The sequence below is a fragment of the Paenibacillus sp. FSL E2-8871 genome (assembly GCF_038000345.1).
Taxonomy (GTDB): domain Bacteria; phylum Bacillota; class Bacilli; order Paenibacillales; family Paenibacillaceae; genus Paenibacillus_AQ.
Genome location: NZ_JBBOBV010000001.1, coordinates 4,845,697 through 4,860,012 on the forward strand (window position 1 = coordinate 4,845,697; position 14,316 = coordinate 4,860,012).

The following is a 14,316-nucleotide window of genomic DNA, read 5'->3' on the forward strand; positions in this document are numbered from 1 at the left end:
CCACATCAGCAAGAGGATGTGGTTTTTGCTTTATTTACAATCTCTAGAGTCCTTGTAACAATTTGACCATATTTTTTTGTATAATAGGATCCTTTTTTTAAGGAAAATGTAGAATTCTAGTATTTGGAAGGTTAATATGTTAGATTATGTATGAATTATCTAGATGTGATTACGGCTATTTGCCATTTTGGATGAGTATCGTCAAATAAACTAGATTAATAGTGCTGCCTTTAGGTTCCTTTCATTGAGATATTTGATCTTTCATTAATAGCTAGAAGGAGAATACTATGAAAATAATACTTTTATCTGGCGGATCTGGAAAGCGATTATGGCCGTTGTCAAACGACTATCGTTCGAAACAGTTTATAAAGGTAATGAATAGTGATAATGGCATTAATGAAAGTCAAACTTCAATGATTCAACGAGTATGGAACAACTTAAAAAAGTATGATCTTGCTTCTTCGGCGGTAATTGCAGCAAGCAGGGTGCAGCAAGAGGTTATCGAATCTCAACTTGGCGATGATGTTACTCTGGTGCTCGAGCCCGTTAAGAGGGACACTTTCCCAGCAATATGTCTGGCATCGAGTTTTTTGCATACGAAATGGTATGTGAACGAAGATGAGGTAGTTGTAGTCATGCCTGTCGATGTTGAAGCAGATGAAGGCTTTTTTGCTGCTATTAGGCAGCTTGCGCTTGAATTTGAATCATCGACAGCTAATATAGGGCTTATTGGCTTGAAACCGACGCATCCTTCAGAGAAGTTCGGTTATATACTTCCCGATTCATCAGATGAAGCTGCAGCTTTGTTAACAATTGACCGATTTGTTGAAAAGCCTGCTTCAGACGAAGCATCACAATTGATTGCTATGGGTGCACTCTGGAATTGCGGGGTATTTGTTTTCCGCTTAGGCTATTTACTTCAATTATTGGATGCGGCACAATGGCCTACGCAATACGAGGAGCTTCTTACTCAATATCATAAGATGCCTGCCATCAGTTTTGATTATGAAGTGGTTGAGAAGGAAAGAAACGTTGTCGTGAAACCGTATGAAGGAAAATGGAGTGATCTGGGAACTTGGGATGAATGGACAACCACGATGCCGAGTTACTTGAATGGGAAAGGTATTCTAAGTGAGGATAGTGTGAATACACATATCGTCAATGAATTGCAGATTCCAATTGTTGTGATGGGGATTTCCAATGCAATTATCGCTGCCAGTCCAGACGGGATATTGTTCGCGGATAAAAAACTCAGTCCCAAGCTTAAGGAGCTAATAAAGCCCATTTCTGCAAGGCCTATGTACGAAGAAACCCTTTATGGATGGTACCGTGTGATTGATATAGAGAAAAATGAGATGGACCAGCAAGTAGTTACGAAGCGAGTGCATGTGTGGGCTAGAAAACATATTAGCTACCAAATTCATAAGAAGCGTGATGAAATATGGACGATTATTAGCGGAAATGGGGATGTCGTTGTTGATGAGCAACGGTTTACTGTGAGTTCAGGGGATGTGATTCATATTAAGTGTGGATCGAAACATGCAATTAGAGCAATAGATAGCCTTGATCTGATTGAGGTTCAAATTGGTGTTGAAGTTAGTGAAGAAGACATAACAAGATATGACTACGATTGGGAAGAGCACAGGCTACTAAGGAAAGGAAGAATATTCGTATGAAGCCTGTACGTATTGGGGATGCACTGTTGAGAGAAGGCTTAATTACGAACGAACAGCTGCAAGAAGCTATCGATTACCAGACAAGATTTGGCGGTCGTCTAGGCGATATTATTATGAAACTAGAAGGTGTGGATCGCGAAGCGATTCAATTATTCACTCAGCAGCTTCCAAGCAAAGGACGACTAGGCGAAATGCTGGTGAATACAGGGCAGATTACGCAAGAACAGCTGGATCAAGCTCTTTTGTTTCAACAGAAAAGTGGAGGTATTCTGGGAGATATTTTGTTATCGTTCCGTTTTATTGAACCTGATCAGCTATATCGGGCCATTGCCACTCAGAATAATATGGGTCGTATCGGCGTGGAGTTTTCATTTGAGCAGGAGCATAAATTGCCAGAAACGATGGCCCGTGCTTATAATGCGATTATTTTAAATAGACATTTCAACCGGTACTTGGTAGCGGTGAGTAGCATTCTATCTCAGGAACAGGTGAGGGAACTAGAAAGATACCTGGACAGCCCGATTGAACAAGTAATGGCAACTAGAGACGAGATGGAATTATTCTGGAAAGAAGTTTACGTCGAGGAGCTCATGTTGGAAAGTACGGATAAGCTTATAGCCGAAAAACCAGAAGATTCCGCACATATTACGTTTACGAAAAGACAAACCATTGGATTACTTATATCCGGTGTATTATTTGTGGGCGGTTTGATATGGGATTGGCTATGGACATTAATCATATTTAACATCGTTGTTCAAATCGGATATTTATTGATGTCGGTCTTTAAATATTCCATTTTAATCTACGGGGCAAAGGAATCAGCTCAGCTTAGGTACACGGAGGAAGAAATTGCAGCTATAGATGAGAGAGCCTTGCCGGTATATAGCATACTGGTTCCTATCTATAAGGAAAGCAATATCATTCCACAGCTTATTCGAAATATTGAAAACTTAGATTATCCTAGATCGAAATTGGATGTCAGGCTGCTAATTGAAGAGGACGATGTCGAAGCCCAGGAATTGCTGAGAACGTTCAAGCCTCCATCTTACTTTACGGTGCTTGTTGTGCCGCACAGTCTGCCCAAGACTAAACCAAAAGCTTGCAACTACGGTCTTATACGGGCAAGAGGAGAATATGTAGTTATCTATGATGCGGAAGATCGTCCGGATCCGGATCAACTGAAAAAGGTATACCTTGCCTTTCAGGCGAGTCAAGAAAATGTTTGCTGCATACAGGCAAAGCTTAATTATTACAACAGCAATCAAAATCTGCTAACCCGCTGGTTCACTCATGAATATAGCATGTGGTTTGAATTGCTTCTGCCAGGAGTAATGCAACTGGATATTCCAATACCTTTGGGAGGCACTTCAAATCATTTTAAGACGGATGTATTGAAGAAAATTAATGCGTGGGATCCGTACAACGTGACGGAAGACGCGGATCTTGGAGTTCGACTATATAAAGAAGGATACAAGACGGCTATTGTTGATTCCAGAACATGGGAAGAAGCAACAAGTCGAGCAGGCAACTGGATTAGACAGCGGTCGAGGTGGATTAAGGGCTATATGCAAACATGGCTTGTCCATATGCGTAATCCGGTTCAGCTTTGGCGTGATCTCGGAGCAAAAGGCTTTTTTGGCTTTCAAGCGATGGTGCTTGCAACTCCCATGCTTCCTTTATTAAACCCTATATTTTGGACAATGCTGTTGTTATGGTATTTGGCGAAAGTGGAAATCATACCTCTATTTTTCCCAGGTCCAATTTATTATTTTGCCGCATTTGAATTGTTTATTGGCAATTTTATTTTTGTATATAGTCTTACTGTTGGTATTTACTGGGTAACTAGAGATTTACATAATAAAGGAAATAAAGTATTTTCATTTTCACTTATCAAATACACATTGTTGACGCCGATTTATTGGGTGTTGATGAGTATCGCAGCAATTAAGGCGGCAATCCAACTCGTCACCAAGCCATTTTATTGGGAAAAAACGACTCACGGACACGCTACAATGGATACACATCATGCAAATTCAAAAATGGATACATCGATGTAGGCCAACAAATAAATGGATAGGTGAATTGAATGTCAGTTACATGGAAACGATCAAAATATATTATCTTTTTTTTGGTTTTGTTACTAGAGTTGGGGGTAGGATATTACCTAACATCCATTTATGGATTTATGTCGGGAGACGCTTCAAGCCGTGTAGCTAATGCTTTCTATGTCCTTTATAGTCGTGAGCCGAGCCTTGCAAATATTGGGTTTGTCTGGAATCCTCTCCCGAGTTTTATGGAGATGATTTTACTTGTTTTTTATCCCCTATTCCCAGCACTTGCATCAGAAGGATTAGCTGCCGTTATCGTTTCCAGCTTATTTGCTGCTCTAACTGTAGCGTTATTAGTAAAGGCTGGAAAGCAATTCGGTTTGAACAAATGGTTAAGCATCATCTTTGCACTGCTTTACGCTTTTAATCCGTATATTTTTTATTATGGAGCTAATGGACTAACAGAGGTTATCTTCATTTATTTCATTAACATAGCTGTGATCCAAATGCTGCTCTGGATGCATAAAGATGGTGCAAGACCTTTGGTCATAGCAGCCATTGCAATTGCATTTGCTTTTTGGACACGTTACGAAACTGTATTTTTTGGGGCAGCACTAGCAGTAGCGGTCCTTATCTGGATAATGCAGACCAAAAAAGAATTAATGAAGGAGCGGTTGCAGCAAGTCGAGGGAACGTGGATTCTTCTATTAACGCCGGTTGTTTTCTCAGGATTGTTATGGATTTTCTTCAACTATACAATTATGGGGGATGGATTTTACTTTCTGACATCCAGCTACGGGAATTTAGGACAAGCTACCTTATTAATGGAAGATGAGAAATTTACTTCGCTGGTTAATAACCCTATTTCTACTTTAATTTTCGTTGCGGAGCGTTTATGGTATTTCAGTATACCGCTCATTATCATATTTGTGATGCGTATCATAGAGCGGCGAATATTCAGATGGGATTTTCTCATGCTGCTTATACTTGCACTCTCAATACCTTCGATGCAAGTTATTCTTTTGCTAAGGGGAGGGACTGCAGCGTGGATTCGATACTACATGTATGTATTTCCGATCGTTGTTGCGTGGATTCCTTACGAGATTAGCAAAATGAGATTTCGTAAAGTAGGATCAACCCTGCTCATTATTGGGATGCTTATAAGCGGAGTAGTCATGGGTATGATGATGAATAATCCGAAAATCGCATCCGATGAATATGAGGCTTTCCGTCAAAATAAGCTGTTTGAAGAACAACAAGCTGGCGCAGCGGTAACAGCATTCATTAATAAAAACGTGCCTAACCAGATGATTCTTACAGACTCATTCAGCAGCTTTAGAATTATTATGGGCAGCAGCAATCCTAAAAACTTCGTTATAACAAGTGATGATGATTTTGTAGAATCGCTTGAAAATCCTGCAGAGCATAACATTGATTTTATCCTGCTTCCAAACCCGAAAGCCGTTTTGTCCATAGATGGAGTGAACCAAAAGTATCCGGATCTCTATGAAAATGGAGCAGAGTGGACTACATTGTATCAAGAGTTTAATGGTTATTGGAAACTATATAAGGTGAAGTAGGCTTGAAATAATGAATCCTTCACCTCCTAAGTCCTAAGCTTATCATCAACAACAAATCCCCTCGCCTCTACCCAAAACCACATCCGCATGAGGATGTGGTTTTTTGCTTTCTATGACCTGTCTAAAGACTTGTAGAAAAGCATATCCTGCCAGGATTATTAATCCAGAAAATGTAAAAATGTCACATGATAATTTGATGACTACAGTCACTATTTATCTTAATTTAAAAGTATTACAATAAAGAATGGTCCTAAAGATCAAAACTTTTGCTAGAGTTGAAGCCTAATAGAAATTATAAAATGATGCACTGGAGGCTGCTCTTGAAGATGAACCCACAACTGTTACGAGATTTCCCATTCTTCGAACATCTTGATGATGAATATTTAGCTGAAATTGCCAAGTTATGTAGCGAGCGTACTTATATAAAGGGAGAGTCCATCTTTTTTGAAGGTGAAGAGGGAGAGGAACTCTATCTGGTTATATCTGGAGTTGTTCAAATCTATCAAGATAACCACTCTAGGGATGTAATCCTTTCTATTTTTAGAGAAGGTGATTTCTTTGGAGAGATGGCTTTATTGCAAAATGAAAGAGCACGTTCTGCGTCTGCAAGAACCATTGAGAAATCCACCTTATGTATTCTGAAAAAACGCGATTTCATACCCTTATTAAAAAGTAATCCGGAAATACTAATCGGCATTTTGGAAACAGCGTTAGATCGTCTACGTGATGCCAATAAATTAATAACAGACTTGACCGTTATTGACGTGCGTACGCGCATTGCTCGCGTGTTGTTGCGTCTAACAGAACAGCATGGAGTGCCCTCTGATGAGGGTGTTCTAATCGATTTGAAGCTGACGCATCAACACCTGGCGGATATGACAGGAACGGCGCGCGAGACCGTGACAAAATCATTGCTTGGATTACAGGATGAGCAGTTAATACGTATTGATCAGAGGAAAATACTCGTGTGCAACATAGATAGACTTAGAAATATACTTGATGTAATTTGAGTTCGAGTATTTGGAAATTGTAATTGGGGTTACAGACCATTAATTACCCAAAATGATATAACAATATTAACAAAGAAAGCGCATATTTGGATTTGTTAATCGCAATGACGCAATGATCATCCATAAATGAAAAGAGGAAATGAAATGAGCGTGAAAAAATTAGTTTTATCTATGTCAGGTACTTTTGTACTGGGGATTATCGTAGGAGGGGCTTTGTTATATAACAATTCGGTGTATAACTCTGTTAAGGATGCCCTGAATGGAAATGCCACGCAAAATTCGGTAGGTAGCGTTGATATGAGTGGTATGACACAGGTTAACATTCAGGGCATGGATCTTGAAGCAGCAATGATGGCTGTACAGTCGAATCGTGCAAGTATGTTAGAGGATCAGTTGAAAGATCAAATCGCATCCGTACAAGCCAAGAATGAAACAATCTCAAAACTGAATCAATTGCTAGGAGTGATCAATGAAGAGCTAGCGAAGCTTCCTTCAGGTGCCGAGGTCAACGCTGCTGTAAAGCTGGCAGATGACCAGGGGGCCATGTTTACTGCTATGAGTATGGCTATACCGCAAACAAAAGGGCAACTTGAGAATCTGTTGGGACAAATCAAATCACAGATTGATAGTGCAAGTAATAGTCAGCAAATGGACATGCTGCGCCTGCAAAGTCTAACGAATAAACGTAACGAAGCTTTTGATACAATGACAAATTTTATTAAAAAAATGCAAGATTCCAGAAGTAGTGTTATTGGAAATATGCGGTGATGAGTTAAACCTATGATACCAAGTGCTGCAGTCGATTTTCTACGTGACCATCCGTTATTACGAGGTATTCCTGATGATGAGCTACGAAATGTAATTAACGCTATAAAACTTATGTCTTTAGAGGATGGACAACGACTTCTTATGGAAGAGTCCACCTCTAAGGACTGTTTCATTATATGGCAAGGGAAAGTGCAAGTCACCTCGGTGAACTTAGTTGGAAAGGCGCTGCTCTTAGCTGAACTTGGACCGGGAGAGTTAGTCGGAGAGATCGGACTGATTCGGAACGTACAAAGATCAGCTAGTGTTACGGCAATCGGGCCAGTACAAGCGTTGCGTCTAGACCGTTCCTCGTTCGAATATTTGGCGAAGCTGAGTCCGCTATTTTATGAGAGTGTACTTGTGAATACACGGATCCGAATGATCCATAGTATGCTTCGCAAAGCGACAATTTGGTCGGTCATCCCTGATGCTGAACTTCGGGGTCTTGCAGAGATTACAACGATCAAGAAAGTAACGAAGGGCGAAGAGATTATCGTAGAAGGTGCGGTAATGGATCAATTTCTCATGATTAGTAGCGGGAGTATCGAACTTCATGGCCAAAAGCGACGCAAGACTGTACTTCGTGAAGGGGATTTTTATGGAGAGACAGAGTTACTAACAGACACGGTTTCCTCGCACACGTTGATCGCGGTAGAAGATAGTGAATTACTGATCATGGGTAAGTTAGAATTCTTAACTATACTTGACTATTATGCTCCGGTTCGTCAACAACTCATAGAGGTTCTAAATATACGAACACCCCATCTGATGGAGAGAGTTACAATTGCTTTTGGCGAGGAGTCTATTATCGAGGATAATGAATCGCTACCTAAAGCCAAAGACAATTGGATTAACCAGTTGCTGTGGCTGGTTGGTGGATTCCTTGTCTTATCCTTCTTGGCACTGTTCCTTCATAGCCAATGGTGGAAGATTGCCGCTTTAATTGTTGGAGGTGTGGTGGGTCCCCTAGCATTCGTAGCTTTTGTGAGAAATCAGCAGTTAATAGGCTTTCGTCAGAGGAGGCTTGGTCTAGTTTTTGTGTCTACCGCAATTGTTGCTATCCCTCTGGCTTGGTATTTAGAGCGGATTTGGCTTTTTGAAGTAAAAGCAAGTTCTTTTGACTTTTCGCAGTTTTACGTACCTTTGTCTGTAGCTCTAATAGAAGAAACTGCAAAATTATTAGTCTGTGTGATGCTCATTCGAACGCGAAAAATCCATTTTCTGATGGATGCAGTGGTGTTTGGTGCCGCAGCAGGAATGGGATTCGCTGCAGTGGAAAGCATTATTTATGGATGGGTGCATATAGATGAAGCCTCTTCACTTGGGATGCTCGCCGTCCTATGGATGAGAGCATTATTATCGCCATTCGGTCATGGAACATGGACTGCGATTGCAACTGTGGGTATCTGGTATGCAAGCAGCATGCATAAGCACTCGAATTTGGGGGACGGTAAGCCGTGGACGAGAGGGCTACGTGCAATGGAGATGTTTTTGGCAGCAGTCGTGATGCATGCACTATGGAATTATCACTTTGAATCGGGTCTGATGAAGGCGGGAGCTATGGCTGTAGTCGGGTTTATAGGGCTCTATTTATTATTCTCACTTATTCGTAGGGGAAGAAAAGAGGAGTTCCATGCATTGAATATGTTGAATCCAACCACGCATGAGGCGATAAGGCATGACGATCAAGTGAAGCCCATGACGCAGGAGCTTTACTGTGAAGGCTGCGGGTCATTGTCTCCTCAGGGTACCCGCTACTGTGCACGCTGTGGCCAAGCATTAAGGGTTAAATAATAATTAACTCTGACGTAGATCCAAAAGCTCCATTCCTAGAGGAACGGAGCTTTTTATGCTATCTACGTATCAATGAAAAATGCGATATAAGCAAACAATGGGCTGATTTTCTAAGCCTTTTGATGTTCTGAAGTTAATCAAGCAAATAAAACCATTTTATGGTATATTTTTTGCGATGGATGTTATAACTTGGGAGCTGCATAAGGATGATAGGGAATACGACAGGGAATGCGACAGACAAAGAACGGACGATATTTGATCATGCTGGAAATACGATTAAGACAGAAGATCGAGAGATTCGAATTCTTGCCAAGTATGAGGAACCGCTGGTTGTCTTGCTAGGAAATGTGCTTAGCGATGAGGAGTGTAATGAGTTAATTGAATATTCTAGGCAACGATTGCAACGTTCAAGAATTGGTGAAGACCATGCTGTCAATCCAATTAGAACGAGCAGTGGTGTGTTCTGTGAGGAGAATGAGACGGTTACAAGAATCGAGAAACGATTCTCTCAAATTATGAATATTCCTATCGAGCATGGTGATGGCTTGCAAGTTCTGCTGTATATCCCTGGCCAAGAGTATCTACCCCATCATGATTTCTTCACACAAACGAGTCGAGCAAGTAGCAATAATCGAATTAGTACGCTCGTGATGTATTTGAATGATGTAGAGGAAGGTGGAGAAACAGCTTTCCCTATGCTTAATTTAACAGTGAGTCCTAACAAAGGTATGGCGGTCTACTTCGAATATTTTTACGATAATCATGAATTAAACGAGTCCACCTTGCATGCAGGTACGCCAGTGATCAAAGGCGAAAAGTGGGTTGCAACGATGTGGATGAGAAGACAAGTCCTTCGCTCATCATAGAGGTATGAACAGATACTAAGTTCCACATGGAGTATCAGAAAAGACACCTTAAAAGGTGTCTTTTTTCATTTTAACGGCAATGTCTACTCCACCAAAACGCCATTAATGAACGTCATAGTTTTATCTTTGAATTCAAGGATGAATTTGTTTGGAAAATCCAGATCGGTTTGAATCTCCGTCCCCAACATAACTTTTTTTCCTACATCATCAAAGGGATTGTGAATCAAGCCTCTAGGGGTATACCTAGTTTCGGAACCGATCACATTATTATTTTCATCGCGGATAAATTTGGTTTTTCCTGAGAACACCAAGTCCTTGCCGTTTTCCAAAGTCAGATGAACCTCCAAATGAGTCTTTGTCTTCTGATAATCGATGGTCACATCTTTAGAGGACACAGGGAAGCCAATTACAAAAAGTCCAATAAGAGCTGCAGCCAGTATGATTACCGATAAGATGGAAAGGACGATTACCTTTATGTTTTTTGATTTCACCTTTTTAAAATAATTAAGTTTGTTAACCTCTTCTTTATCAACAATAGGCACGTTTAGATTTGCTGTTGCAGTCATTTCGTTATATGACTGAAGGCAGCTTTCGCAGGTTTGCAGATGTTTTTCAATCTCTTCGTTGCTATGTAAAGAGGTTAGCTTTTCGATATAGGAGGGCAATAAATCCTGAATGATCTCGCATTTCATGAAGATCTTCCTTTCATTAATTTTTGTTTTCCACGGTAAAAGGTAACTCTTGCCCAGGTTTCATCCCTTCCGAGAATTTCGCCAATTTCCCGAAAGCTGAATTCTCCGGTCAAACGCAGATACAATACTTCCTTGGTATTTGGATCAAGTAAATGAAGCTGTTTAAATAACTCCATTTTGTCTTGAGCTAAAATGAACTCAGTTTCTGTTGAATTTGCGTTAGAAAAAGGAGGGTCTTCTAATTCACAAGTCTTCCTTTTGTTCTGCTTGTCCAGTTCCTGATACCACACATGCTTAGCAATCTGACAAAGCCATACATATACTTTGCAGGTTCCATCGTATTTGTGTATGGACTTTATAGCTCTATAAAAGGTTTCTTGGGTGATTTCTTCTGCCAGTAAGTGATTATGACAAAAGCTAAATACGAATTTATATACTTGGGTTGAATATTCCCTGTATAATTCCTCTTTGTCCTGCATCCGTTCACCTCCTCACTTTATATATCCGTAAAAAGCTATAAACGTTACAGCCTTTCTAAAATAATTATGAGTATAACGAAATAACGCCTTGGGTGTGTAGTATGATAAAAATCCTTAAAAATGTAAAAAAAGAAGGACTGCTTTTCCTCTATAATTAGATGAGATCTTATTGTATAAGTTACAAGGGGGCTCATAAATGACAATAAAGGTGAACCGACAGTTAAATGAAGGTCCTAAAATTCAAAAAGAACAAGATATTGTCACGAAAATGATTCGTATATATTGTAAGAAAAAACATCACCATAAGGGGCTTTGCAACGAATGTCAGGATTTAAACGATTATGCTCTGAAGAGGTTAGCTTATTGTAAGTTCGGGGAAGTGAAAACGGCTTGTGCTAAATGCCCTATTCATTGTTATAAACCGGAGTATCGTCAAAAAATAAAAGGGGTTATGCGTTTTTCAGGTCCATGGATGTTACTGTATCATCCCATTGAGTCAATTAGGCATATTCCATTACCCAATAAGCTGAGGAAATAAGTAAAAAACGGACATCAATTGATGCCCGTTTTAAGATCTAGCATTTTTCGTTCTATTTTCCACTTGGCAGTAGTTTATTCAATAAGATCGCTGCCAATGAAGCCGCTAGGATAGGTGAGCCCAATAAATATTGCACGAATGAAGGTAAGGAATGCAAGTAGTCGCCAGGAATGAGTACTAAAGCTAACGTGATAATCATCGGTATTGCGATAATATACATTTCTTTCTCGCCAATCGTTACGTTCTTCATCACCTGCACACCATTAATTGCAATGATCCCGCAGACGATAGCGAAGACGCCGCCGATTACAGCGGATGGAATGGAAGAGATCAGAGCAGCTAATTTACCAGAACAACCGAAGAGGACAAACCATCCTCCTACTGCGAGGAAAACCCGGCGGGAGGCAACACCTGTGATGGAGATAATGCCCGCATTGGTAGAATAGCCTGTAACAGGTGTTGAACCGAGTGCAGAAGCAATAAGACAGCCAATCCCCTCACCGATAACCCCTTTATTAATATGTTCGTCTGTTAAAGGTTTATTGATTACGTTGCTGACAGCAAACCAGGTACCTGTTGTTTCAGCTAGCAGTACGAGATAAATAATAACCATGGTGATAATAGCCGAAAAGTTGAACGAGAATCCGAAATCTACAAAAGCGATACGCGGCATGCTAAACCAGTTCGCTTTGCTAATCGCTGAGAAATCTAACACACCCATCAAGTTAGCAGAGATACATCCAACTACTAATGCCATCATGACGGAAATAATTCGGAAGATCGATCCTTTATTACGGAACATAGAACCGAGAATCACGAATAAAAGGAGTGTACCTGCTGAAATAAGGGCTAACAAAACGTTCTGATTGATTGAAGCGCCTGAAGCTCCATAGATATTGTCTCTTATAGCAACAGGTAATAAAGAAAGACCAACTATGAATATGATCGTACCACCTACAATGGGCGGGATAAAGTTCTTAACGATTTTATTAAAGATCCCGACATAGCCCAAAATAATAACTAGAACCGCACCGATTAAGCTGGCACCTAACACGGAACTCCAACCCAGCTCCCCGCCGCCACTAGCGGCATAAATACTGACAATCGCACCAAGCGGAACATAAGATGGACCTTGCGCGATAGGAAGCTTCATACAGAAATAAGTCTGCACAATCGTTGCAAGTCCAGCAGCAATAAAGGTAGATTGAATCAACGCGCTTGACTGATTCGGTTGTAAGCCGATTAACATTGCAATCAGGAAAGGAACTACATAAACGTCCATTGCCAATACATGTTGAAAGCCTAGGATGATGGATTTACCGAAGGAAACTTTTTCATCGGGTAGAACGGTTAATAGTTGTGACTTCAATGGCGCTTGATCTTGTACGTTTGCTTGTGTTTCCACTCAGATGCCCACCTTATATTTTCTAGTTTTATCGATCCTTAACGTGAATGAACCTTTTCACCCTGTACCCAGACTTCACGGATATTCTCAGGTCGAGCTAAATACATCATCTTTTGAAACACGTCCTCTAAATCTTCATTCCCATCAAAAATAGGCAATCTAGCCGAAGGTAATTTCGTATCAATAATTTGAACATCCCATGTATAGCCTTCTAGTATCCGACCGATAGGTAAGCTTAAACTTTTACCACCGCCAGCAGTAGCAAGATAGAAAGCTTCATCAATCTTAATCCGTGATCCTAGTAATCCACGCTCTTGTGCAGGAAGGGAAGGATTAACGCCATCCTCTAGCATTCTTGAAGACATTACAGCTTGTCTTATGTTATCGAAGAGACTAGGTGAAAAACCTCCAGAAATATCAGACCCTAAACCAATCTCTACACCTTTGGAGTGGAAATGAGCGATAGGGATGACACTATTGGCAAAATAAGCGTTTGATATCGGACAATGCGCAATAGCCGTTCCTGTCTCCGCAAATAACTCTACATCGTCTTCTTCTAAAAAATTACAATGTGCCATTACAGATTTATCACGGAGTAGACCGAAATCATGCAAGGCAAAAGCATCGTTCTTCTGGAATCGTTCTTGTACATAACCATGTGCCCAATCACTTTCACTACAGTGCGATTGAATATGAGTATCATATTTGGCGGCTAAGTCTCCTAAACCTTGCAAAGCCTCATTCGTACAGCTAGGAATGAACCTAGGTGTCACTACTGGATAAACGCCTTGCTTAGTAGATTTGGCTAGTTCTTTTACCGCTAGTATAAATTCTTCTGTATCTTTAAGTGCGTTGTCGGTGTCAGTGTCGCGATAGTATTCTGGATTTCCTTGAGGGTCGTCCATTACCACTTTTCCAACGAGTCCGCGTTGCCCTTTATCCGCACATATTTGGGCTAATAGTAAACTGGCTTCTTTATGCATCGTTGCAAAATAAAGGGCTGTAGTAGTTCCGTTCGCAAGTAAAGTATCAACCACATCATCGTAGACCTTTTTAGCAAAATCCAGGTCCGAAAACTTAGACTCCAGTGGGAAGGTGTACGTATTTAACCAATCATAGAGTGGAATATCTAATGCAGTTCCAGATTGAGCCCACTGCGGGGCGTGAACATGCAAGTCGATAAAGCCAGGCAAAAAATACTGACCTTCAGCTAATCGATGGAAGTTGTCTTGGCCTTGATAAGTAGCTAGTAAAGTTTGATAGTCGGGTTCTTCTGGTGAAACGATCTTTTCTATCATTCCATCTGTATTAATGCAGTAGAGATGGTCTTTTAAAATTTGAATTTCCTTTGGTGATTTGCTTGAAAATGAAGTGCCTAGGAATATTTGCATATATTCAGTCATGATTTCCGCCTTAATGTT

At 40.5% G+C, this 14,316-nt stretch carries 12 protein-coding genes; 8 read left to right on the forward strand and 4 right to left on the reverse strand.

Annotated elements, in window-relative coordinates:
• Positions 1 to 287 precede the first annotated feature (287 nt).
• The 7 genes from NYE25_RS22065 (at position 288) to NYE25_RS22095 (ending at position 9,781) form a co-directional block, all read left to right on the forward strand.
• The gene (locus tag NYE25_RS22065; RefSeq protein WP_341146824.1) at positions 288 to 1,676 is read left to right on the forward strand and encodes a sugar phosphate nucleotidyltransferase; all 1,389 of its coding nucleotides are present in this window, start codon (positions 288 to 290) and stop codon (positions 1,674 to 1,676) included.
• Positions 1,673 to 3,733: a glycosyltransferase family 2 protein gene (locus NYE25_RS22070; RefSeq protein WP_341146825.1), complete on the forward strand. Its 2,061-nt coding sequence runs from the start codon at positions 1,673 to 1,675 to the stop codon at positions 3,731 to 3,733. The genes NYE25_RS22065 and NYE25_RS22070 overlap by 4 nt, the downstream gene beginning before the upstream one ends.
• Positions 3,734 to 3,762: 29 nt before the next feature.
• Entirely contained in the window at positions 3,763 to 5,304 is a 1,542-nt protein-coding gene (locus NYE25_RS22075) for a glycosyltransferase family 39 protein (protein WP_339244288.1), read from the forward strand.
• A 326-nt stretch (positions 5,305 to 5,630) separates the two neighbouring features.
• Entirely contained in the window at positions 5,631 to 6,314 is a 684-nt protein-coding gene (locus tag NYE25_RS22080; RefSeq protein ID WP_042184055.1) for a Crp/Fnr family transcriptional regulator, read from the forward strand.
• 144 nt (positions 6,315 to 6,458) lie between these two features.
• A complete protein-coding gene (locus tag NYE25_RS22085; protein ID WP_341050887.1) occupies positions 6,459 to 7,082 on the forward strand; it encodes a hypothetical protein in 624 nt (207 codons plus the stop codon).
• Between the two features lie 12 nt (positions 7,083 to 7,094).
• Positions 7,095 to 8,915, forward strand: coding sequence for a cyclic nucleotide-binding domain-containing protein (locus NYE25_RS22090; RefSeq protein ID WP_341146826.1), 1,821 nt, complete (start codon positions 7,095 to 7,097; stop codon positions 8,913 to 8,915).
• A gap of 209 nt (positions 8,916 to 9,124) precedes the next feature.
• Positions 9,125 to 9,781: a 2OG-Fe(II) oxygenase gene (locus NYE25_RS22095; protein WP_371915751.1), complete on the forward strand. Its 657-nt coding sequence runs from the start codon at positions 9,125 to 9,127 to the stop codon at positions 9,779 to 9,781.
• An 83-nt stretch (positions 9,782 to 9,864) separates the two neighbouring features.
• On the opposite strand, the gene NYE25_RS22100 is transcribed toward NYE25_RS22095, so the two are convergent.
• The gene (locus NYE25_RS22100; protein WP_076286684.1) at positions 9,865 to 10,473 is read right to left on the reverse strand and encodes a zf-HC2 domain-containing protein; all 609 of its coding nucleotides are present in this window, start codon (positions 10,471 to 10,473) and stop codon (positions 9,865 to 9,867) included.
• Positions 10,470 to 10,952, reverse strand: a complete 483-nt coding sequence (locus tag NYE25_RS22105; RefSeq protein ID WP_076299957.1) for an RNA polymerase sigma factor — start codon at positions 10,950 to 10,952, stop codon at positions 10,470 to 10,472. Before NYE25_RS22105 ends, NYE25_RS22100 begins: the two co-directional genes overlap by 4 nt.
• Before the next feature lie 196 nt (positions 10,953 to 11,148).
• Here NYE25_RS22105 and NYE25_RS22110 point away from each other — a divergent pair, with 196 nt between their 5' ends.
• A complete protein-coding gene (locus NYE25_RS22110; RefSeq protein ID WP_341146827.1) occupies positions 11,149 to 11,490 on the forward strand; it encodes a nitrous oxide-stimulated promoter family protein in 342 nt (113 codons plus the stop codon).
• Positions 11,491 to 11,542: 52 nt separating this feature from the next.
• Here the strand turns inward: NYE25_RS22110 and NYE25_RS22115 are convergent, their stop codons facing one another.
• Positions 11,543 to 12,895, reverse strand: a complete 1,353-nt coding sequence (locus tag NYE25_RS22115; protein ID WP_042184073.1) for a uracil-xanthine permease family protein — start codon at positions 12,893 to 12,895, stop codon at positions 11,543 to 11,545.
• Positions 12,896 to 12,933: 38 nt separating this feature from the next.
• Positions 12,934 to 14,298: a guanine deaminase gene (guaD, locus tag NYE25_RS22120; protein WP_341146828.1), complete on the reverse strand. Its 1,365-nt coding sequence runs from the start codon at positions 14,296 to 14,298 to the stop codon at positions 12,934 to 12,936.
• Between the last annotated feature and the right edge of the window lie 18 nt (positions 14,299 to 14,316).